The organism is Candidimonas sp. SYP-B2681, from assembly GCF_003971065.1.
In the GTDB taxonomy this organism is placed as follows: Bacteria; Pseudomonadota; Gammaproteobacteria; order Burkholderiales; family Burkholderiaceae_B; genus Pollutimonas.
The window spans coordinates 243,455-264,874 of the sequence record NZ_RYDV01000002.1 but is presented as its reverse complement, the minus strand read 5'-3'; the positions used below and the strand labels follow the sequence as shown (position 1 = coordinate 264,874).

16 protein-coding genes and 2 pseudogenes are annotated in these 21,420 nt (G+C 55.2%); 2 read left to right on the top strand and 16 right to left on the bottom strand.

Annotated features, from left to right (window positions below; genetic code table 11):
- Window positions 1–53 precede the first annotated feature (53 nt).
- Together EKL30_RS05865 and EKL30_RS19445 are read right to left on the bottom strand one after the other, a co-directional pair.
- A complete protein-coding gene (locus tag EKL30_RS05865; RefSeq protein ID WP_126706261.1) occupies window positions 54–1,661 on the bottom strand; it encodes a gamma-glutamyltransferase family protein in 1,608 nt (535 codons plus the stop codon).
- 84 nt (window positions 1,662–1,745) lie between these two features.
- Window positions 1,746–1,961, bottom strand: a pseudogene (locus EKL30_RS19445) (tripartite tricarboxylate transporter substrate-binding protein); the annotation flags it as partial.
- A gap of 194 nt (window positions 1,962–2,155) precedes the next feature.
- Here EKL30_RS19445 and gcvA point away from each other — a divergent pair.
- Window positions 2,156–3,061, top strand: coding sequence for a transcriptional regulator GcvA (gene gcvA / locus EKL30_RS05855; RefSeq protein WP_126706260.1), 906 nt, complete (start codon window positions 2,156–2,158; stop codon window positions 3,059–3,061).
- Here gcvA and EKL30_RS05850 read toward each other — a convergent pair.
- The 8 genes and pseudogenes from EKL30_RS05850 to EKL30_RS05815 form a co-directional block, all read right to left on the bottom strand.
- Window positions 3,049–3,834 (bottom strand): class II aldolase/adducin family protein, encoded by a 786-nt coding sequence (locus tag EKL30_RS05850; RefSeq protein ID WP_370246225.1) that lies wholly within the window; start codon window positions 3,832–3,834, stop codon window positions 3,049–3,051. The two genes, gcvA and EKL30_RS05850, sit on opposite strands and share 13 nt — an antisense overlap.
- 29 nt (window positions 3,835–3,863) lie before the next feature.
- Complete coding sequence (locus EKL30_RS05845) at window positions 3,864–4,880, bottom strand: D-2-hydroxyacid dehydrogenase (protein ID WP_126706259.1); 1,017 nt, start codon at window positions 4,878–4,880, stop codon at window positions 3,864–3,866.
- A gap of 56 nt (window positions 4,881–4,936) precedes the next feature.
- The gene (locus EKL30_RS05840) at window positions 4,937–7,021 is read right to left on the bottom strand and encodes an acetate--CoA ligase family protein (protein ID WP_126706547.1); all 2,085 of its coding nucleotides are present in this window, start codon (window positions 7,019–7,021) and stop codon (window positions 4,937–4,939) included.
- A gap of 62 nt (window positions 7,022–7,083) precedes the next feature.
- Window positions 7,084–8,064, bottom strand: coding sequence for a tripartite tricarboxylate transporter substrate binding protein (locus tag EKL30_RS05835; RefSeq protein ID WP_126706258.1), 981 nt, complete (start codon window positions 8,062–8,064; stop codon window positions 7,084–7,086).
- Window positions 8,065–8,111: 47 nt separating this feature from the next.
- Window positions 8,112–9,263, bottom strand: coding sequence for an acyl-CoA dehydrogenase family protein (locus tag EKL30_RS05830; protein ID WP_126706257.1), 1,152 nt, complete (start codon window positions 9,261–9,263; stop codon window positions 8,112–8,114).
- A 406-nt stretch (window positions 9,264–9,669) separates the two neighbouring features.
- Window positions 9,670–9,900: pseudogene (locus EKL30_RS19440) on the bottom strand (tripartite tricarboxylate transporter substrate-binding protein); the annotation flags it as partial.
- 463 nt (window positions 9,901–10,363) lie between these two features.
- Window positions 10,364–12,424, bottom strand: coding sequence for a bifunctional diguanylate cyclase/phosphodiesterase (locus EKL30_RS05820; RefSeq protein ID WP_126706255.1), 2,061 nt, complete (start codon window positions 12,422–12,424; stop codon window positions 10,364–10,366).
- A gap of 89 nt (window positions 12,425–12,513) precedes the next feature.
- Window positions 12,514–13,350, bottom strand: a complete 837-nt coding sequence (locus EKL30_RS05815) for a helix-turn-helix domain-containing protein (RefSeq protein WP_126706254.1) — start codon at window positions 13,348–13,350, stop codon at window positions 12,514–12,516.
- A 215-nt stretch (window positions 13,351–13,565) separates the two neighbouring features.
- On the opposite strand from EKL30_RS05815, the gene EKL30_RS05810 reads away from it, so the two are divergent.
- Window positions 13,566–13,892 (top strand): DUF1330 domain-containing protein, encoded by a 327-nt coding sequence (locus EKL30_RS05810; RefSeq protein ID WP_126706253.1) that lies wholly within the window; start codon window positions 13,566–13,568, stop codon window positions 13,890–13,892.
- 24 nt (window positions 13,893–13,916) lie between these two features.
- Here the strand turns inward: EKL30_RS05810 and EKL30_RS05805 are convergent, their stop codons facing one another.
- The 6 genes from EKL30_RS05805 to EKL30_RS05780 all read right to left on the bottom strand — a co-directional run bounded on the left by EKL30_RS05805 (window position 13,917) and on the right by EKL30_RS05780 (window position 21,399).
- Window positions 13,917–14,738, bottom strand: a complete 822-nt coding sequence (locus tag EKL30_RS05805) for a M55 family metallopeptidase (protein WP_126706252.1) — start codon at window positions 14,736–14,738, stop codon at window positions 13,917–13,919.
- Window positions 14,735–15,835 (bottom strand): P1 family peptidase, encoded by a 1,101-nt coding sequence (locus EKL30_RS05800; RefSeq protein WP_126706251.1) that lies wholly within the window; start codon window positions 15,833–15,835, stop codon window positions 14,735–14,737. The genes EKL30_RS05805 and EKL30_RS05800 overlap by 4 nt, the downstream gene beginning before the upstream one ends.
- A gap of 66 nt (window positions 15,836–15,901) precedes the next feature.
- Window positions 15,902–16,798 (bottom strand): glutathione ABC transporter permease GsiD, encoded by an 897-nt coding sequence (gsiD, locus tag EKL30_RS05795; protein WP_126706250.1) that lies wholly within the window; start codon window positions 16,796–16,798, stop codon window positions 15,902–15,904.
- An 8-nt stretch (window positions 16,799–16,806) separates the two neighbouring features.
- The gene (gene gsiC / locus EKL30_RS05790) at window positions 16,807–17,727 is read right to left on the bottom strand and encodes a glutathione ABC transporter permease GsiC (RefSeq protein ID WP_126706249.1); all 921 of its coding nucleotides are present in this window, start codon (window positions 17,725–17,727) and stop codon (window positions 16,807–16,809) included.
- Between the two features lie 152 nt (window positions 17,728–17,879).
- Window positions 17,880–19,427, bottom strand: a complete 1,548-nt coding sequence (gene gsiB / locus EKL30_RS05785; protein WP_126706248.1) for a glutathione ABC transporter substrate-binding protein GsiB — start codon at window positions 19,425–19,427, stop codon at window positions 17,880–17,882.
- A gap of 22 nt (window positions 19,428–19,449) precedes the next feature.
- Window positions 19,450–21,399: a dipeptide ABC transporter ATP-binding protein gene (locus tag EKL30_RS05780; protein WP_126706546.1), complete on the bottom strand. Its 1,950-nt coding sequence runs from the start codon at window positions 21,397–21,399 to the stop codon at window positions 19,450–19,452.
- Window positions 21,400–21,420: the final 21 nt, after the last annotated feature.

The following is a 21,420-nucleotide window of genomic DNA, read 5'->3' as shown; positions in this document are numbered from 1 at the left end:
CTCTAGTCAGTGAACAGTGAAGGGATTATGCTTCAACCAAGGTCAAGCCCCCGTCAAAGCCCCACGGCATAACCATCTTTGCGATGGTCGGATGCAGCCAGATAACCACCGCCGTCCAACTTCATGGCCACCTGTGCGCAGCCAAACTCCAGATCAAAGCGCGGCGCGACGACCACTTCGTGGCCCCGCTCGCGCAAGCCTTGCACGGTCTCGGCCGGCATGTTCCACTCCACCCTGATCTGGCGATTGTCGTCGGCTACTCGCCAGCGCGGGGCGTCACATGCTGCTTGCGGGTTTTGGCCATAATCCCCGATGCGGCAGCTCATCTGCACGTGCCCCTGCGCTTGAATGGATCCGCCCATAACACCGAACGTGGCCAATGGCTGGTTCGCCTTCATGATAAATCCGGGAATAATGGTGTGGAAAGGGCGCTTTCCAGGGCCGACTTGGTTTGGATGACCTTGGCTAGTGCTAAAGCCACTGCCGCGGTTATGCAATGCGATTCCGGTACCCGGCACAACCACACCAGAGCCGAAGCCCTTAAAGTTGGACTGAATCAACGAGACCATCATGCCATTGCGGTCAGCGGCCGTCAGATAAACGGTTCCGCCCTGATGGGGCGCGCCTGCACCCGGGTACTGTGCCCGATAAGGATCAATCTGGCGTGCCCTGGCTTTAAGGTACGCCGGGTCGAGCAGCTGTTCCGTCATGTTCGGCGCCATGGCGTCGATATCGGCGACATAACTGTGTATGTCAGCAAAGGCGAGCTTCATGGCCTCGATCTGAGCGTGAATGCTTTCAGCAGAGTCAATCGCATACGAAGACACATCAAGCGTATTCAGCATGCCGAGCGCCATCAAGGCCCCGATACCTTGGCCGTTAGGGCCAATTTCCAAAACCTCGATATCCCGGTATTGCATGCGTATCGGCTGGACCCAATCTACCTGGTGCGCAGCCAGATCGGCTTCGGTAAGCAAGCCCCCGGTATTCCGCGCGTGGGCTGCGATCGCTGCAGCGAGTTCGCCTTGATAAAAGGCCGCCCCGCGAGTACGTGCGATTTTCTCCAGCGTGTCGCCCTGTCCGGGACAGCGGAACCGTTCACCCGGCAAGGGGGCCCGTCCATTGGGTGCAAAGGCGTCAAGAAATCCAGGTTGGCTGCCGAGCTCGTCAACTTGGGGCTGCCACTGTCGATGGACGGTAGGAGATACAAGATACCCGTCACGCGCATAGCGAAGTGCGGGTTCGAATAAATCTTCAAAGGGCAACAGACCGAAACGTTCCGAAAGAGCCAGCCAGCCGGCAACACCGCCCGGCGTTGTGACGCTATCCCAGCCGCGTAAAGGCATTTTCTCGAGCCCGGCAAAACGCTCTGGTACCCATCCTAGCGGTGCACGGCCGCTGGCGTTCAAGCCATGCATCTGCGAGCCGTCCCAAACCAGGGCAAACAGGTCGCCGCCGATTCCGTTCATGCACGGCTCCACGACGGTTAATGCGATGGCCGTAGCAAGCGCCGCATCAATAGCGTTCCCACCCCGCATCAACATCTGCAAACCCGCGGCGCTGCCGAGAGGCTGCGATGTGCTCACCACATTGTCGGCCAATACCGGCATGCGTTGGGAAGGATAGGGAAAGGACCAGTAATCAGAATCACACAAAGCCATGCTCATTCCATAAAACTTAAATGATAAAAATCAAAATGCGGGAAACCCTTGAAATTGGGTATCCCGCAAAGTGTTCAACCCGCCTTATTGAGGCTTGATGTTAGCCGTTTTCACCACACCGGCCCAGTAGCGATGTTCTTCGTTGATGGTTTCACCAAGCGCCTGGGCTGTCGCGTAGCGTAGCTCAGCCCCCTGCTTGGCAAGGCGGGCCTTCAACTCGGGTTCGGCCAGTACAGTCTCAAGCGTGGCCGAGAGTTTGGCGACAATCTCCGTTGGGACCTTCTTTGGTGCGAAAAGACCGAATACATTGTCCGCAACATAATGCTATATATATTGCCGTTTGGGATCTTTGGTTCCTTTCATTTCCTCTTGGCTAACAAGGACCTACCATCTCTTGCTGTACTAAAAAATAAGGCATGATCATATACACATAACCTGTCGTGGGGCATAATGAAAGCTCATGCCTGAACACCCTTACCCTTCCCTTGCGCTTGATGAGTAGACGTCTTCCCCCTCTGAATCCGTTGCGCGTCTTCGACGTCGTTGCGCGCACCGGTAGCCTCACCACTGCAGCGTCCGAAATGCATGTCACCCAATCGGCTGTTAGCCGACAGATTGCAGTGCTTGAGGAATACGTTGGTGCGGAATTATTCACACGGGGACGCCATGGTGTCGCCCTGACACGCAAAGGCCAGCTTTACGCCGGCCAGATCAAGCCCGCGTTCGATACCATTTCTGCAGCCACCGACAAGCTCATGAATGCGTCGACTCAAGGCGCCTTGCGGGTTCGCACCTATACGACGTTCGCTGGAAAATGGCTCGTGCCGCGACTACACGAATTCAAGCGACGCCACCCTGATATTGAAGTCAAGCTCTCAACCGCCGTTCCGGAGGTGGACTTTGATCGCGACCCGGTGGATGTGGCCATTCAATTTGGGGACGACAACTGGCCGCGTTTGCAAGCCGACTTGCTTTTTTTAGATGAAATCGAACCTATTTGTTCCCCAAGTTATTTGGAAGAAATTGGATTCGATTCCGGCCATCCCGAACGACTTCTGCAGCGCCAGCTACTGGAGTCGCATTATCGGCGGACAGACTGGACAGACTGGCTGTCCGGCACAGGGCTGTCCAAATGGGCACAGCATACTGAGCGTATGACATTTAGCACCTCACTGCTTACCTGGCAGGCCGCCATGGACGGCCTGGGCGTCGCGATTGGGCAAAGCGCTCTTCTGGCTACTGAACTCGAAACGGGCTTGATCGTTCGTCCTTTCAATAGACCCATGCAACGCAATAAAGGACATTTTCTCGTGCGTCCCAAAGTGCAACGAGAATCACGAAAAGTCATGGCTTTCCGCGACTGGCTGCTCGAGATTGTGCAGATCGGTCAACGGGCATAGCTAGTGTCCAGCCGGTTGAGCTTGCGCAGCATGGCCGGCCACTCCATGATTCCGAAGGGGCGCCGGGAGCCCGGCAAATAGTTTTTTTGCGTCGCTTCGATGACATCGTCCGGAACAGCGGAAAAGGGTTGATTGCAAGCTAATGCCAGCATTTGAGCCTTGCATACTTGCTCGAAACGATGCATCGCATTAAACGTTTCAGCAATCGTAGTGGTGGCAACCAGCAGGCCGTGATTGCGTAAGACCAAATAACTGCCATCGCCCATATCACGCAGCAGAGACGCCTTTTCGCTTTCATCGAGAACGACCCCCTGAAAGTCGTGATACCTCACATCAGCGAAGCGCATGGCAGTTTGCGTCAAAGGCAGCACGCCGCACGCCAAAGCAGACACGGCCATCCCCGCAGCGGTATGCGTATGTGCAATACAGCCAACATCCGGGCGGGCTGCATGGATCGCGCTGTGAATAACATATCCCGCACGATTGACGCCATACTTGAGCGATCCGAAGTCAGGCGAATAAAGAACATTGCCCTTCTCATCGATTTTTATGAGGGAAGATGCGGTGATCTCTTCATACAACATGCCGTAGGGATTAATGAGATACGCGTCCTCTCCGGGTACACGAGCCGATATATGATTTGCGGCCAGATCCGATATGCCGTAGAGATCGAACAAGCGATAGCACGCGGCGAGATCGACACGCACTTGCCATTCAGCGTCAGAAACGTTGCCTAGGAGAGAGGGGATTGGCAGCGTAAGCATGTTATTCATGAATGTCCCTCGATGAACAATTACAGTAATTAGTCGATGGCATTGATTAGCGGCATGCCACCGCGCCAGCACTCAAGATTGTTAAGAAAAATATCGCCCACCGCAGCATAATGGCCCAAAGTATGGCCTGCTGTATGCGGCGAGATAATGACATTCGGCATGTCCCACAAAGCCGAACTGGTGTCCAAAGGCTCATTGACTAGCACATCGAGATAGGCTTTACCTATTTGGCCGACTTGCAAAGCCTCAATAAGGTCTGCCTCGACAATGACTTCGCCGCGCGACACATTAATAACGCCTGCTTCTTTCGAAAGTAGATTTAACGTCTCGCGGTTTAACAACCCACGTGTCTGGTCTGTAAGCGGGCACGCCAGAAACACCCAGTCTGCCTTCGGAAGCATCGCGGTCAGACCCTCAAACGGCACGGTTTCATCCACCGATAAACAAGGGCTTCGGGAACGCCTGACGCCTACCACTTTCATATTTAGAGCCTTTAGCAAGCGCGCAATTTCCAGCCCGATAGGCCCCAGGCCCACGACAACAGCGGTCTGCCCCGCTAGATCCCTGGGTGCCCGCTGATTCAGTAACGGCTCCCATGCTTTGCGACGCTGAGCATCGAGCAGTTCGGGAAAACGCCTTGCCAGCAGCAGCATACCGGTGACAGCCATTTGGGCGACCGGAACGGCATTGGCGCCCGATGCTGTCGTCACGCTGACACCACGCTGTCGCATCTGGCCATAAATAGGACGGTCTGCGCCGGCAGCATGAGTTTGCAACCATTGCAAGCTCGGAGAACGTTCTATCATCTCGTAAAAGCGGACCAAGGAGCTTGCCAACTTCTGCTTTCCGGAATCAGCTGTCACGTCCCGGCTTAGAAAAGCGATATCCACATTGAAATTACCCATTGCATCCTTAGGAGCGTTCAGATCCATAAGGCGATATGGCACGCCTTGCAATGTTTTGCCAATACGTTCGCCGAACTCTTGCTGCGCTCGCTCGGAGAGCAGCAGCGTCAGAGGCGCGGATCGAAACTTGTCATTTTGCACTTCGACCTCCAGGTCATTCTGTTGATCTTGTAAGGCAGGCGTTCTGCCACCATGATTTATCTTCGTAGCACCAGGGCGTCGACTGCAAGCACCCCCTGTCCTTCTGGCATAACCATCAAAGGATTGACCTCGGCCTCGAGGATCGACGCATAGTCGCCCATGGCAAGTTGCGACAGTGACGAAACAGCCTGAGCCAACGCGTCCAGATCGCCGCGCTGTTTACCACGCAAACCGGACACGGTCTTAAGCAGCTTGACCTCGTCAATCATCTCGTAGGCCTCTTCTACGTTGACCGGGGCCAGTCTAATACTACGGTCGCGGGCGACTTCGGCCCAGATGCCACCTGCGGCCAACATGATAATGGGCCCGGCTTCAGCATCCACGCGGTAACCGACCAATACTTCGACCAGCCCTTTGCGCATGGGCTGAATCAACGCTTCATCACACACGACACCGGGAGCCCGTTCGGCCAGATTGCGACCCAAGGTGCCCAGCGCTTGTTCTAGTCCATGGTGATCGGCGACGCCTAAGACTACGCCTCCCACCTCAGTCTTATGGGGAATATGCGCTGAACACAACTTCACGACGACAGGATAGTCAAAAGGCAAGACCGGAGCGCTGGCGGATAACTTCGCCAGGACAACCGGCGCGTGCGGCACGCCGAGCGCCTCAAGGACCTGATATGCCTCAGCCTCGCTTAGCGCGTGCGCGCCTAAGCTAAATTCTCGGGCAGCTGGCTGTTGTCCTGGATAGCGACGCGCCAACACTGCGGCAATCGAATCAGCGCAGGACTCCGGCGATCGAAAGCAAGGCACTCCTGCCTCTGTCAATTGCGCCAAGGCGTCAGGCGCATCAGGCACCAGCATGGCCGCTAGAGGCTTGGATGCATTGGCGCTGTCGATGATCGGGCGAACCGCCAAATGCGGCTGGAAACGCGCAGACGAGCCGACCACCGCCAGCACCAAATCAAACTCTGGCGCCTCCAGCATGATGTCCAGCGTTTTTTTCATGATTTCATACTTGGTGCCCGCCAGAGTCAGGTCAAGGACTCGTCCTGGCGCGACAACAATACCCGCATCCGACAGCCGCTTCAGCGTCTGGGATGACGCGGGCTCGACAATCACGTCTCTTATTCCTAACTGGTCGACTGCCATCGCTGCACCGCCGCCTGTCGTCGTGACGACGCCGACCCGACGCGGGCGCGGACCTTGGGCTGCCAGCGGCATACGTCGGGCAAGCGGGAAGCTCTCGAGCAGTGCTTCAAGCACACCCACGCGGGCGATGCCCATGTCCTTCATAAAAGCATCGGCAATATCATCCTCACCCGCGATAGCTCCCGTATGGGTTGCAGCCATCTCCGCTGCGGCATCGGAGCGCCCCAGCTTATAGGCAATGACGGCCTTCCCCCTGCGCGCCGCCTCGAGCGCAAACCTGCGCAACGCATCGCCGTGCCGAAGGCTTTCCAAAAAAAGCAAATAACCCTCGATGGTTGGATCGTCCAGTGTCGACTGGCAGATCTCGCCAATGCTCAAGTCGCACTCGTTTCCTACGGATACAAGCCCAGCGAATCCCACGCCACGCGCCATTCCGCGCGATACCAACGCGCCGATCATACTGCCACTATGAGAGGCGACAAAGACTCGTCCCGAACGCAGCTCAGGTTCAGCAAAGGCCGCATTGGCAGTCAGCCGCAGCCCTGTTGTCGGATTGACGATCCCCAGGCTGCTAGGACCCAAAATACGAATGCCAGTATTCCTGGACAACTCGCGCAAAGCGGCTTCGCGAGCGGCCCCTTCGTCGCCCAACTCTGAAAACCCGCTGGCTAAAATGGTAACGACCTTGACACCCAGGCGAGCGCATTCTCGCACCGTATCCAACACGCTTTCTGTCGGCGTAAGGACAAAAACGTGTTCAGGCACTTGGGGCAATGCACTTAATTCGGGATAGGCCCGTTCCCCTTGAACCATCAAACGGTTAGGATTAATTGGGTAGACATTGCCCGCAAATCCGGCCTGGCGCAGATATGTCAAAGGCCTTCCGGCCGTCTTTGACGCATCGTCCGAAGCGCCAACCAGCGCAATGCTGTCCGGGTGCAACAGCACTCGGGCAAGCTCAGCACCCGAGGTCAAACTTTGGTTCATTTGATTCATTTTTCAATCCGACCGACTTACTTAGTAGTGCGCCTTCAATTCGAAGGTTCATTCTATTGAACCTGCAAATTGATCGACTTGATAAAAGATCTTCCGCGCTCAACTTCGTCAGCTATTTTTGAAGCGAACGCCTGGGGCTCGCTACCAATAACCTCTGCCCCCTGAGGCCCGAAGAATGGTATGGCGTCCGGCCCTGAAAGCGCCTTGGAGGCCGCTTCGTATAGCCTATCTACGATCGCCTTGGGGGTTCCGGCAGGCGCCAGCAATCCGTTCCATGACTCCATTTCCACTCCCTCGACCCCTGCCTCGCGCATGGTGGGAACATTCGGCAAAGCGGACAAACGGCGCACGGACGTTACCGCGAGCGGCTTGAGTTGCGGCGACTGAAGGTTGGTCATGGCGCTAAGCGCCGTCATGAAATAAAGATCCACTTGACCACCCATGAGATCCGCGATCGCTGCGCTCGCGCCCCGGTAAGGGACATGAAGCAGTTGAACACCCATTTTCGCTTGGAAAAGTTCTCCCGATAAATGGGGAACGCTGCCGACTCCCGACGACGCGAATGAAAGCTTCTCCGGTTCGTGCTTTGCCAGCGCAATCACGTCTTCGACGTTCTTCACCGGTACCTTGGCGCTCGCAATCAGCACAGCTGGCGAACTCATAATCTCTGTTATAGGCACAAAGCTCTTGATGGCGTCGTACTTCACATCTTTGTATAAGATATTATTCCACGTCAGTTGCGAGGCGGCCAGCAACAATGTATATCCATCCGGCTTTGCCGCAGCGACGTGCGCCGACGCCATGTTCGATCCCGCACCGGGCTTGTTTTCAACGATAAACGGTTGACCGAGAGATTCCTGCAGTTTGGTTGCCAACCAGCGTGCAGTCATATCCGTTGGTCCTCCTGGCTGATAGCCGATGACGATTTTTACCGGCTTGTTGGGGTAGCGGGTATCCGCGTCTTCCGCCAAGGCATGAACAGTTCCCAACATGGTTGCCGCGCCGGTTAGCACAGCCATAATTCTGACTTTCACTTTTTGTCTCCTCTTATTTGACGCCTACATAGGTGAAAAAACGTACTTCAGGCAGGCGGACGTTGCGAGAAATTGCGCTCGAAGACTCCTTCGGCTATACGATTCTTCAGCATTTCTATGGAACCGCCAGCGATCATCCACCCACGGATACGGCGCAGACAATACTCAACAATGGACTCCTGGCTATAGCCCATGCCGCCCATTACTTGCAGGGCTTCATTGGCTACGTCCCATCCCGCTTGATTGCAGGCCAGCTTGGCCAATGCTGTGCTTTGCGCACTAGGCAGTCCGTGTTCGCCTTCGAGCGCCGCCTTGTACAACATCAATTGGGCGGACTCAAGCTTGAGTTTCATCTCGGCGAACTTCCATTGGATCCCCTGGAACTCACATAAATCACGTCCAAATTGACGTCGTATCAATGCATGTTCCCGGGCGACGTTGAAACAATGACGGCCCAAGGCGAGTGAACGTGATGAATTGCCCAACCGCTCTACGTTGAATCCCGATATCTGTTTTTTGAATCCTCCCTCGGCCAGCAAAATGTTGGCAGCAGGAATACGGCAATCTTCAAAATACAGCTGGCACCAGGTTTCGCCGCTCATAAAGGCCGACGGTTGGCCAATGCCAAAGCCAGGCGTGCCACGCTCTATCAGTACTGAGCCAATACCATTTACTCCTGGACCAAAACGCACATAGACCAAGAACAGGTCGGCCTCCGGACTATGGGTAGAGAACACCTTGCTGCCATTGATGATCACTTCGTCACCGTCGATACGGGCCGATGTCGCCAACTGCGTCACGGCCGATCCCGCCTCCGGTTCGCTCATACCCAAGGCAATCAGTTTTCTACCGCCCAGCAAGTCGGGCAAGAATCTAGATTTTTGCTCAGCGGATGCATATTCGACAAATGTTCGGATGGGGCCGAAATTGCCCGCCTGAACAATATCCGCACTTTTTGGGCAAACCAGCGCAACCTCCTGGATAGCCAATATCGCATGCATCAACGAACCACCCTGGCCACCATCTTCTTCAGAAAATGCTATGCCCAGAAGGCCTTGCCGCGACAGCTGCTGCGCTACTGTCCAGGGAAATTGCGCCGAATGCGCACGTTCCAATGCATCCGTTGCCAGATTCGCCTGGGCAAAACGCCGGACGGAATCGGAAAAAGCCAAGTACTCTTCGTTTAACTCGAAGTTCATAAAGAATTTCCAATGTGACTATGCAAGATATGTTTCGTTTCGGCGTGCGAAAGCGCTGCCATGCAGGAACAGGTAACCTCAGTCGCCAAACGGAACCGTAATTTAAGTTTTTGCGGCATCTGAAGCTCCCTTATCGACGTAAGTAGCATCATCAACCAGGGCTCGCCGCTTGACCACTTCCTATTAGGCACTCTCCCATGAGATAAAGTCATACCTAGTTCGGGACGCTCCATAACTATGGCGTGGGAAACGATCCATAAAGTGTGATCACAAAAAATTCCCCGTGCCGATTTACAAGCAATATCGTTATTGACTCTATAACGAGTTCGGACGCGACGAGGTTAGGTGTGCTTTGTGCGGGCACGCACGCTATCGCCGACAACATGCTGAGCACATGGGACTTCGGCTAGCCCTCCTGGCCCTGCGACGCAAAGTTAGCGTTGCCCGGCTTTGCCTTCAGATAGACAACTAGCTCACTAACGGTCTTGATCGGCAAAAACATAGGGACAAGCGGCACAAAGCCATCTCGACCGATGGGGACAAAGTCCTTAAGGAGACTCACATTCTGTTCCTGATAAATCGCGGCGGCAATCGCCTGGCTTGGGGTTGCTTGGAGATACAACGTATAACCATCGGATTGCGCACGGTTTGTCTCAGCTTTTCAAAAAAAACCCTGCCCTACAGCGCGCGCCGAGGCATCGGTGGCTCCTGCCGCAGGGAACGAAATGATGATTTCTATCAGGGGTGGGCGGCGCTTGACCCGAATGCCATTACCAGACCACTGGCCAGAGCGACACCCCGGAGCGCCTGCTGAACCATTCAATACCGCTTGCGGGCTATAGGAACGTCACTTCTTTCTGATCTAATGACAGCCTTCGCTTAAGGCCTGTTTTGATGAAAAAAGTAAACTATGCGAGCCAGTCATCAGCTGGCCGGCTGGCATAGGTGCTTCAAGAAATCGATCCACCAAGTCACACGTCCTTATTTGATGCGTATTAATTCAATCATCTGTACCGGAACGAAAAGCTGCAATAGCCCAAGACTGCAGTCCAAACCGGGTAAGTATTGTGAAACATGGGCCCTAGCGCTATCGCTAACTTTTATATTTTCGCTGCATCGAAAAACTCCGTCGCCGTCACCGGACGACCAAGCAGATAGCCCTGCAAAGAGTCACAACCCAATTCGGTCAACAGATTCTGTTGTGACAAGGTTTCCACCCCCTCGGCAACGATATTCATCTTCAGAGCTTTACCCAGCCCCACAATCGCCGACACGATGGCGGCGTCTTCGGAGTTATGCACCAGGTCGCCAATAAACCCGCGGTCAATTTTCAGCTCGCTGGCTGGCAGTCGTTTCAGGTAAAGCAGGCTCGAGTATCCTGTGCCGAAATCGTCAATCGAGATTTTGACGCCCATGGCATCAAGTTGGTCCAAGATTGCCATGCTGGCCTCGACGTCGCGCATGGCCGTCGACTCGGTCACTTCAAGGATCAGCGCTTCAGCGGGCAGTTGATAGCGCTCGAGCGTGCGTCGAACGGTGCCGATAAGTGCCGAGTGCCGGAATTGAAGGGCCGACAAGTTGACGGCAATCGTCCAATTCGTCCTTCCCGCAACGTGCCATAGTTTAAGTTGCCGACACGCCTCATTGAGAACCCAGGTATCGATCGCGATGATTAACCCTGTCTTCTCGGCGGCCGGAATAAAGCGATCTGGCGGCACCATGCCATGTATGGGGTGCTGCCACCGTACCAGTGCTTCGGCACCTATCACTGCTCCATCCGGATCGTCGAATTTCGCTTGGTAATGCAAAACGAGTTCATTGCGTTCCACCGCAAGGCGCAGGTCATGAACAAGCTGCAAATGGTCCTCTGCGTTGACGTTCATCGACGGATCGAAGAACGAATACCCGTTACGTCCGGTGTCTTTGCTGTGATACATGGCGGCATCAGCATTAACCAGTAAAACATGTGAGTCCAAGCCGTTTTCGGGATAAATGGCGATGCCAAGACTTGTTGAAAGACGTAGCTCATATCCTTTTGCGGTAAATGGCTGCGCGATCATTTCGACGATATCGGCCGCTAGGGTCGCTAAATCGCTGGGCTCGCCGGTTTGCATCAGCACGACGAACTCGTCACCACCTAAGCGAGCAACGGTGTCTTCCGCGCGTATCCTGTTCTTGACCCGCTGTGCGACCTCGATCAGCAAAAGGTCACCAATGGCGTGACCATAGGCATCATTGACCGCTTTGAAACCATCGAGATCCATAAAAAGCAACGAAAACTTGGTTTGATTCCGCTTAGCGGCCTCTATCGACTGCTCGATTCGATCTTCTAGCAGCGCCCGGTTGGGCAATCCCGTGAGAGCATCATGTAAAGCCAGGCGTCTAAGCGACATATTCGCTTCAGTCAGTGATACGTTGAGCGCCCCGGTGCGCGACTCGAACCGGTTATCCAGTATGGAAATGATCAGCGCTATGGCTAGTACTGCGACGGTAACAAGAATAACCAGCAGCGATAGCCACGCGGTGTCCATCCCGAATCGTGCTGCTCCACAGACGCTGCCTACGGGGAACTGCGCCGCTGCCATGCCGCTGTAATGCATGCCGACAATGGCGCAACCCATTACGATGGCTGCGCCGAAACGTAATAACCGCAGGTGGGAGGACACACGTTGCAGTCGAAAAGTTATCCACAGCGCCGCGCCTGAGGCGACCATGGCGATCGCGATTGACAAGGCCAACCAGGCCCGGTTGTAGATGATCCCAGGCTGCATACGCATGGCTTCCATGCCCAAATAATGCATCGATGCAATGCCAGCACCCATAACGAAGGCGCCGCATAAAAGTCTTCGCGCCGTAAGCGTGCTTCGGCACGCAATCCATAATGCGAAAGCCGATGAAGCAATGGCGACAATTAGCGAAAGTAAAGTTATCCAGGGGTCGTAGGCAAGCTCAATCGGCAGGCGAAACGCCAGCATCCCAATGAAGTGCATGGACCAAATGCCCAGACCCATGGCAAACGAACCGCCAGCCCACCACCAATTAGACGCGTTGCCTTTAGCGATACTGATACGGCCGGCCATATCCAGCGCGGTGTAGGACGCCAGAATGGCGACCAGAAATGAGACGGCGACTAAGGAGTCGGAATAGTTACTATTTAGCATTTGCGTAGTCTATACGAACTACGAACGCTTATTTCTTGCACTAAGAGTAGACGCATTATTTACGCGAAATCTGCGCAATACGACCCGCTTCATGCCCGTGCTCGGAACCACTCGGCGGTGGCATCATCGGCGGCAAAAAAGGATTCAATGCGCAATTCATGCAAGGTCACGTCCCTGGGCGTACCGAGTGTAGCAATCGTGGTGAACAGATTCAGCTCAACGCCATCTTTGCGTAATTGCATTGGCAGGAAAGGCAAAGTATGTCGGTCCAGGTCGGGCGTTTCGACACACAGGCCGCCACCAGCCAACGCGAGCAATTCATCCAGTAACGCGGTCGCCTCGCTTCCAGGCCCATCGCTCAATGCTTCACGTTGAATCCAGTGCAGAAGGTCTGAACAGACGGTTTGCCAGTTGACCAAAAACTGGCGCAATCCGGTGGGGTCGAACATCATCTTGAGCACGTTGGCGGCACCGTCCTTGGAAAGATCATGGTCGGGCGGAACGTTTAGCAGCCACCGAATCAAACCGGAAGCAGAAGCATTGGCCATCTGAAGATTCCACAGCCGGTCGACCACCAGCGCTGGGTAGGGCAACTGCTGGGCCAACATGAAGTCCAGAGCCCTTCGGACTGGCGCCACCTCGGGGTCGGTTAGTTTGCGCTCGTGGTAGGCAGGCGCAAAACCGGCCGCAAGAAGCATGATGTTCCGTTGACGCAAAGGAACCTCGAGTGCCACTCCAAGCCTGAGGATAAGGTCCTTGCTAGGTTGAGAGCGCCCTTTCTCAAGAAAGCTTATATGGCGCTGGGAAATGGAGCTGATGTTCGAAAGCTGTAGCTGGCTATAGCCTCGCTTGCCCCGCCAGTATCGCAAAGCTGCCGCAAAGTCGCTGAAATACTGACGATGTGAGGTTGCAGTAGCTACACGCATTCAATTGACCTTTCTTATCGAACTAGAAAAATTCACTTTGCAAGGATAAAGACAACACAACAACCTGGTGGCCTGCCTTGCTGCGATATACATGCAGGCTCTAACTTGACCTCGGAGGTAATTGCGGGGGCCAGAGGCGTGACCGACACTGCAGCTTACCGTCGGATGAGAAACCTCTTAACCGACGCCTCCACCACCATGACAAGGAGTCAACCATGAGCGCATACGCAATCGGTCATTTGGAGCACGTCAACATGGGCACCGACATCGTCCAGTACCTTCAACAAATCGACGCGACGCTGGCACCGTTCGGCGGTCGCTTTCTAATACACGGGGATCCGATCGACGTCCTGGAAGGCAATTTAGAAGGCGACATTATCGTGATTGAGTTTCCCGACATTGGCGACGCGCGCCAATGGTACACGTCACCGGCCTACCGCGCGATCCTGCCACTACGTACTGCAAACTCAATAGGTACGGTCTTTTTGGTTCCTGGTGTGTCCGATGATCACATCGCCACAGATGTGTTGCGCCGACAATGACGCCTTGGAGCAACGGCTTACTCCTTAACGCAACATGAAAGACATGGCGGAAAAGCTATTCAACACGCGTAGCAATTCGTACATGCTTTCTGCTTGAAAGCTCAAGGTTGCATCATTGACCCGCGTGGTCGAAGGCAATTGGCAGAACAAGTCGGCTTGTCCCGGCGATTGCGTTGTAAGCTCACACGTAAACGGTGGCTTCGACAAAATGAAAGGTCGCAATTCCGGTACGTTGCTGACCGCCGCCAGTGCAGCTTCATATATTCGCTTGCATGCCAGCGCCGGTGACAGCGACAAGCACGAAGCATTGCCGTAAGCGCGTTTGGTCTCCACCGACATCGCCCCAGGAAATAGCGCACGGGTTTCTGCCAGAAACACATCATCTCCGGTTAACAGAGCGACAGATGCGTTGAGTTCCCCGGCCAAAGCACCATACAAACCGGCCTCGCCCAATTCCATGCCATTGACCTTCACTCGTCGAAACGCGAAGCTGTTAATCGTGTGAGCCAAGATGCCGGCCGTTTGTGCCTTGGAATGGTAGCCCACCATGAATACCGCATCGCATTGATGCTCAACTCCGGCCATCATCCCCAGATAACGAGGCTTGCCGGTCACCACTTGCGCACGTTCGTCCATCCGATCCAGCAAGAGATTGCGAAAGCTACCATGGGAATCGTTAACCAAGACCTCGTCTGCGCCGCCGTCGAAGGCGCCGCATATGGCGGCGTTAGCCTCGGCTGTCATCCACGCGCGTGCGCGTTCGTATTCGCCATTGCCGCTACGGGTCTGCTCGCTGTGAGTAACGCCCGCGATACCTTCTATATCGACCGAAACAAGAATTTTCACTGACCTTCCTTTTCGAAATATTCACGCCACTGCGGCAACACGTCGTTGATGGCCCAACGATGGTTGCCCATTCTGCCCCTCACCGACGTCGCTGCCCACAAGGCGTTGACGATAGCTTGTTCGGTGGCCTCGGCAGCAGTCTCGAATAGCGGATCGATTCGGGATTCGTGCAGCATGCTGGTTGCTGGCATGGCATTTTCAGCGATGGCCGGAATTTGGTAGGCGGTGGTAAATGCCAGGGCGATATCGCCACTGCCATGACCATACACCGAGCCCATGCGTGCCAGCCCCGCCGCTGCACGCTTCGATACCCTGTGCAGCTGGCGCGTGTCGAGCGGTGCATTCGTCGCCAGCAGGATGATGATGGAGCCTTTTTCGGGGATACCCGCCGCCGAGTCGGCAACCGCTTTTCGGTCGACGGACAAACCATTGGCGAGCAAGTATTGACCAACGAGCCGCCCTTTTACCGTCAGATTGGCCAAGCGTCCAAAGTTGGCCAGCACCAAGGCCCCCACCACGTATTGCTGTCCAGCCGACACGGTAGCCACGCGCGAGGCAGAGCCTATTCCGCCTTTCAGTGCGAAGCACGACATGCCGCGTCCTGCCCCGACCGACCCTTGCTCGAAGTGCTCTGTGGCGCTCTGGCATGCCTGAGCGTAGTCATTGGCAGACACGGCAAACGCCTGTATGTCGTTCAAATAGCCGTCGTTGCATTCGAATACTAGCGGATTGACCGTGGGCCAGTCGCGTCCTATAGCGGGATGCGCCGCGATCGCCTCACGGATCTGGGCCGTGGCCACTTCCCCCACCGAAAACGTATTCGTCAGGGCAATCGGCGTTTCCAGCACGCCTAGCTCTTGCACCTGAACCAAGCCCACGCTTTTGCCAAAGCCGTTGATGACGCTGACTGCGGCCGGTACCTGGAACAGGAACGGATCTTGTGCGTGCGGCTTGATGATCGTAACGCCCGTTTGCACATCGCCTTGAGACAACGTTGTATGACCTACCCTTACACCTGGCACGTCGCTAATCAAATTGCGCGGACCTGAGGGCAAAAGCCCCACCCGAGGCGCGTCAAACAAATAGTGCTGTGTCACTGTTTACCTTCTTAAACATGTTACTCAAGCGAAACGATCCAGGGGCGAAAAAACGGAAATGTAAGATCATCGGTCAATCTTGGGATCCAGCGCGTCGCGCAAGCCGTCACCCAATAGGTTAAAGGCAAGAACCGTTAGAAAAATGGCGAGCGCCGGGAAGATCGCTACATGCGGCGCAAGCAACATGTCGGATCGGGCATCGTTAAGCATGGCGCCCCATTCAGGCGTCGGCGGCTGGGCGCCCATACCTAAAAAAGACAGGCTCGCTGCGGTAATAATGGATGTGCCGATGCGCATAGTGCCGTACACAACGATAGGTGATATGGTGCCGGGCAGGATATGGCGAAAGATGATGATTGCGTCCGAGGCACCGATGCTGCGCATCGCTTCGATATAAGTCATATTCTTGATCGATAGCGTACTGCCGCGCACCAGGCGGGCAAACGCAGGTACGCTGAACACCGCCACGGCAATGATCACGTTAACCATACTGGACCCCAACACCGCTACCACACCAATGGCGAGCAAAATGCCCGGAAATGCCAACAGCACATCAGAAATGCGCATGATAATGCGTTCCCACCAACCTTCGTAATAGCCGGCAAGCAGGCCAAGCACCGTGCCAACCAGCGCCCCCAGCGCAACAGACACAAACCCAGCGGCCAAGGAAATGCGCGCCCCCATTACGACACGACTGAAGATATCGCGTCCCAAGGAATCGACACCAAACCAATGCTTCCATGACGGTGGATTGTTTAGCGCGTCGTAGTCAAAAAAGTTTTCTGCGTCAAAAGGCACTATCCAAGGCGCAAAAATGGCAAGGAGCACCAACGCCACCACGAATATGCCCGCCCACATCGCCAGACTCTGCTTGCGAAATTTGCGTCGGAATTCGCTGAACGGCGTGCGCGCCGGCGCATCGACTGCGACAATAGGAGCAGGGGTAAGCGTAGTTTGATTCATCGCTGGCACTACCTGTAGCGTATCGTCGGATTGATCATGCCATACAAGACATCAACAATCAGATTGATGAGAATAAACTCTAAAGAAAACAGCAGAATCAGCCCTTGAATCACGGGGTAGTCGCGCATATTGACGGAATCCACCAACAGCATCCCCACGCCTGGCCAGGCGAAAACGGTTTCCACCACAATCGAGCCACCCAACAGAAAACCGAACTGCAGTCCCATCATGGTGACCACCGGAATAAGCGCATTACGGAACGTGTGTTTGATGATGACGACACGCTCGGCCAAACCTTTGGCTCTTGCGGTACGCACGTAGTCCTCTTGCATAACTTCGACAAAAGCGGCACGGGTAAAGCGCGCCATGACAGCCGCCACACCCGCGCCCAAAGTAATCGAAGGGAGAATATAGTGCTTCCAGGTACCGGCCCCTACCGTCGGCAACCAGCCCAGCTCGACGGAGAATATTTGCATCAGCACCATGCCCAGGGCAAAGGCGGGAAACGAGATACCCGATACCGCGACCGTCATACCGACGCGATCCGGCAGGCGATTGCGCCACACGCCAGAAACGACCCCGATAATCAGGCCAAAGATTACCGACCACACCATGCTTGTGACAGTCAACAGCAAAGTTGGCATGAATCGATCGCCGATCTCGGCGGACACCGGCCGTTTGGTGCGTAATGAATGTCCCAGATCGCCATGAAGCAGCCGATCAAAATAGCGGACGAACTGCTGCGGCAAGGGCAGATCAAGACCCAATTCATGGCGGACCAATTGCACCGTGGTTTCGTCCGCCTCGGGTCCGGCGGCCAGCCGGGCCGGATCGCCAGGCAAAGCGTGGACGAACAGAAACACCACCATCGCCACGAGAACGAGGGTGGGAATCATCCCCAACAGCCTTTTCACAATGTAGGTAAACATTATTTATACATGTCTGGTGGCCGTCCCGTTAACATCGGCCGGCCGCCAGACATGGCGTCCTTATGTCTTATCGCTTTCGTTCAGCTCGATTGAAGCCATCATGCACTGATCCCGCCCACTATGCGTTGAAGGAATCAGCGCGATTCGAATGCCTATTCCTTTAGATCCAATTCCTTGAATTCGAAAGAGCCATCCGGCATCACGTTAAAGCCCGATACGTTCTTCGTATGCGCCGAAACCAGCTCGATGGTCACCAAGAATGCCCAAGGCGCGTCTTGCCTGATCTGCTCCTGGGCGGATGCATACAGCTCTGCCTTTTTACCGTCGTCTGTGGTTAGCAAGGCGTCGGCGATGTCCTTGTCGACCTTCTCATTCGAGTAGTAAGCCGTGTTGTTGAATACAGGTGGCCAACCGCTAGTCGCAAGCAGGGGACGCAAAGCCCAATCGGCCTCACCCGTCGAAGCTGACCAGCCCGCGTAGTACATGCGCACCGGCGCGGTCTTAGCATCTTTCACTTGCTGCACGCGCTGGACACGTTGACCTGACTCCAGAAGCTCGACTGAAGCCTTAATGCCGACCTGGGCCAATTGCTGTTGCAGGAACTGGACGGCCTTGGCGGCAGTCCCGTCGTTATAGGCCGACCACAAAGTCGTCGAGAAACCATCTGGGTAACCTGCTTCTTTCAGCAGCTCCTTGGCCTTCTTGGGATCATAGGGCCAAGGGTCCATTTTCTTGGCGAAGGCAACACCCTGCGGCACCACGCCTTGCGAAGGGAAGGCGTAGCCGGCATAAGCCACTTTGGCCAAGGCTTCCTTGTTAATCGCGTAATTGATCGCGTGGCGCACCTTGACGTTGTCAAACGGCTTGTGTTGGACATTCATGGAGATGTAGCGCGCAATGATCGAGGGTGCGGCCACGACATTCAGCTTTGGGTTTTTCTCTAGCAGTTTGGCTTGCTCATAGGGCAACGGGTATGCGATTTGCGCTTCACCGGTTTGCACTACGGCGGCTCGCGTGTTGTTGTCATTGACCGTGCGGAAGGTCAAGGTATCAACCTTGGGATAGCCTTTGTTCCAATAGCCGTCAAACTTCTTCACCTTCAGGTATTCGGCCGGCTTCCACTCTACAAATTCGAACGGACCCGTACCCACGGGATGGAAGGTAATGTCCTTGCCCCACTTCTTCAGCGCCGTGGGCGAAATCATCATGGCCGAGGGGTGAGCCAAGGCATTGATGAAGGCAGAAAAAGGTTCCTTCAGCGTGATCTTGACAGTCAACGGGTCCATCACTTCGATCTTGTCAATGCGGCTGAACTGGTTGTAGCGCGCCAGCGCGTTGCTGCGATCCAAGACCCGCTCCAAGTTGGCTTTGACCGCATCGGCGTTAAAGTCGGTCCCGTCCTGGAACTTGACTCCCTCACGTAACTTGATGAGGTATGACAAGCCATCGGCACTGGGGTCAGCGCTTTTAGCCAGCAGGGGCTGCACTTTCAAGTCTTTGTCGAATTGATAAAGCCCTTCGTAATAGCCTTTGCCCACCGCTTGCGACAGCGTTGAATTCGTGTTGTAGGGATCCAGCGAATCGAAGGTGATCTCCACCGCGATCGTGACATCTTTGGCCGCCATTGCTATGGGTGCGGCGAGTATGCCCCCTGCAATCAACGCAGCGATGATGGACGTTTTCGGAGTCAAAAATTTCATAAATGTGTCCTCCAGGATTTTTTTAATATGAAACACCAATTTGGTGCTGCGCTACGTAATGCCCCGCACTGACTTGAATAAGCGGGTGGACAACAGGTTCATCGCCCACATTCCGGATAGGACTGGGGATTTCGCCAGACAACAATTTGCGGTCCAGATGGCGCCGGGTAGGGTCGGCAATAGGTACGGCGGCTATCAGTTTCTTGGTATACGGGTGCTGAGGATTTTCGAAAATCGCACGGCGCGGGCCGATTTCCACGATCTGGCCCAAGTACATCACCGCCACTCGATGGCTGACGCGTTCCACCACTGCCATATCGTGCGAGATGAACAAGAAGGCAATACCCATTTCCTCCTGCAAATCGATGAGCAAATTCACGATTTGCGCCTGAATGGACACATCCAGCGCCGAAACGGATTCGTCGGCAATGACAACTTTAGGCTTCATGGCCAAAGCGCGCGCAATACAAATGCGCTGACGTTGTCCGCCGGAAAACTCGTGCGGATAGCGCTGGGCTGCATCGCTGGGCAAGCCGACCTTTTCCAGCAAATACGTCATCCGGTCCTGCGCCGCCCTGAACGACATGAGTTTGTGTATCAGCAACGGCTCGATGATGGAATAACCGACAGTCAGCCGCGGGTCCAGCGAGGCGTACGGATCCTGAAAGATAAACTGAATATTGCGACGCAAAAGCTGCAAGGCCGGGCCTTCAAGATGCCGTATCTGCCGGCCCTCGAACTCAATTTCACCGCTCTGGCTTTCGACCAGACGCAACAACGACCGTCCCGTCGTAGATTTACCGCAGCCGGATTCTCCGACCAGCCCCAGAGTTTCGCCCGGATATAAGTCAAAGCTGACCTTTTCAACAGCGTGCACGCGGCGCGTGACCCGACTGAATACCCCGGTACGGATGTCGAACCGAGTAGAGAGCCCCTGCACGCGCAGAATGGGGACTGCCTTGGCCACTAAGGGCCGATCCGTGGCCGCCGATATGTCGCCAGCCCCGGTACCAGCTGTTGGGGCGGCTACTGGCGACACGGCTTCGTTCAGCACCTTTGCGGGGGCGATGGTGGCGCCGGGGACCTCCGTAGTGGAAGCGGGAACCGAAAGAATTGGAAAGCGTTCAGGCTGGTCTGTACCTTGCATCGAGCCCAAGCGAGGTACCGCAGCCAGCAGCGCTTGCGTATAGACATGTTGCGGGCTGGCAAATATCTGCTCTGCTAGGCCTGACTCCACCTTCTCACCACGCAGCATGACGAGGACGCGATCGGCCACTTCAGCCACCACACCCATGTCGTGAGTAATAAAAATCACCCCCATATTCATCTCACGCTGCAGCTCACGAATCAGTTGAAGGATTTGGGCCTGTATCGTGACATCGAGCGCAGTCGTGGGCTCGTCGGCGATTAATAAGGCCGGCTTACAGGCTAGCGCCATCGCGATCATTACCCGTTGGCGCATGCCGCCCGACAACTGGTGCGGATAACGGCCCAACACATTCCTGGCGTCTGGAATACGCACTTGATCCAGCATCTGCAAGGCTTTTGCCAAGGCTTCGCGCTTACCTAGCCCCTGGTGCAAGCGGATAGATTCGGCGATTTGCTCACCGACGTTAAAGATGGGATTCAGGGACGTCATGGGCTCCTGAAAAATCATCGCCATATCGGCCCCGCGCAGACTGCGCAACTGAGATTCCTTGGCCTTGGCAAGGTCAAGCACCTGAGTATTGCGACGGCGCATGAGCATGCGTCCGTTATCGATTTGGCCACCGCCATATTCGACCAGGCGCATCAGAGCCAGAGAAGTCACCGATTTACCAGAACCGGATTCGCCCACTATCGCCAGGGTTTCGCCGCGGTCCACATGAAATGAAAGATGCTTGACCGCGTGGATCGTGCGCTCGTGGCCCTTGAAGGTGACACTCAGGTCGTCGACGTCCAGGACGCGGTTATCGTCCATCGTTTCAGTCATCTTACGAGCTTTTTGATCGCC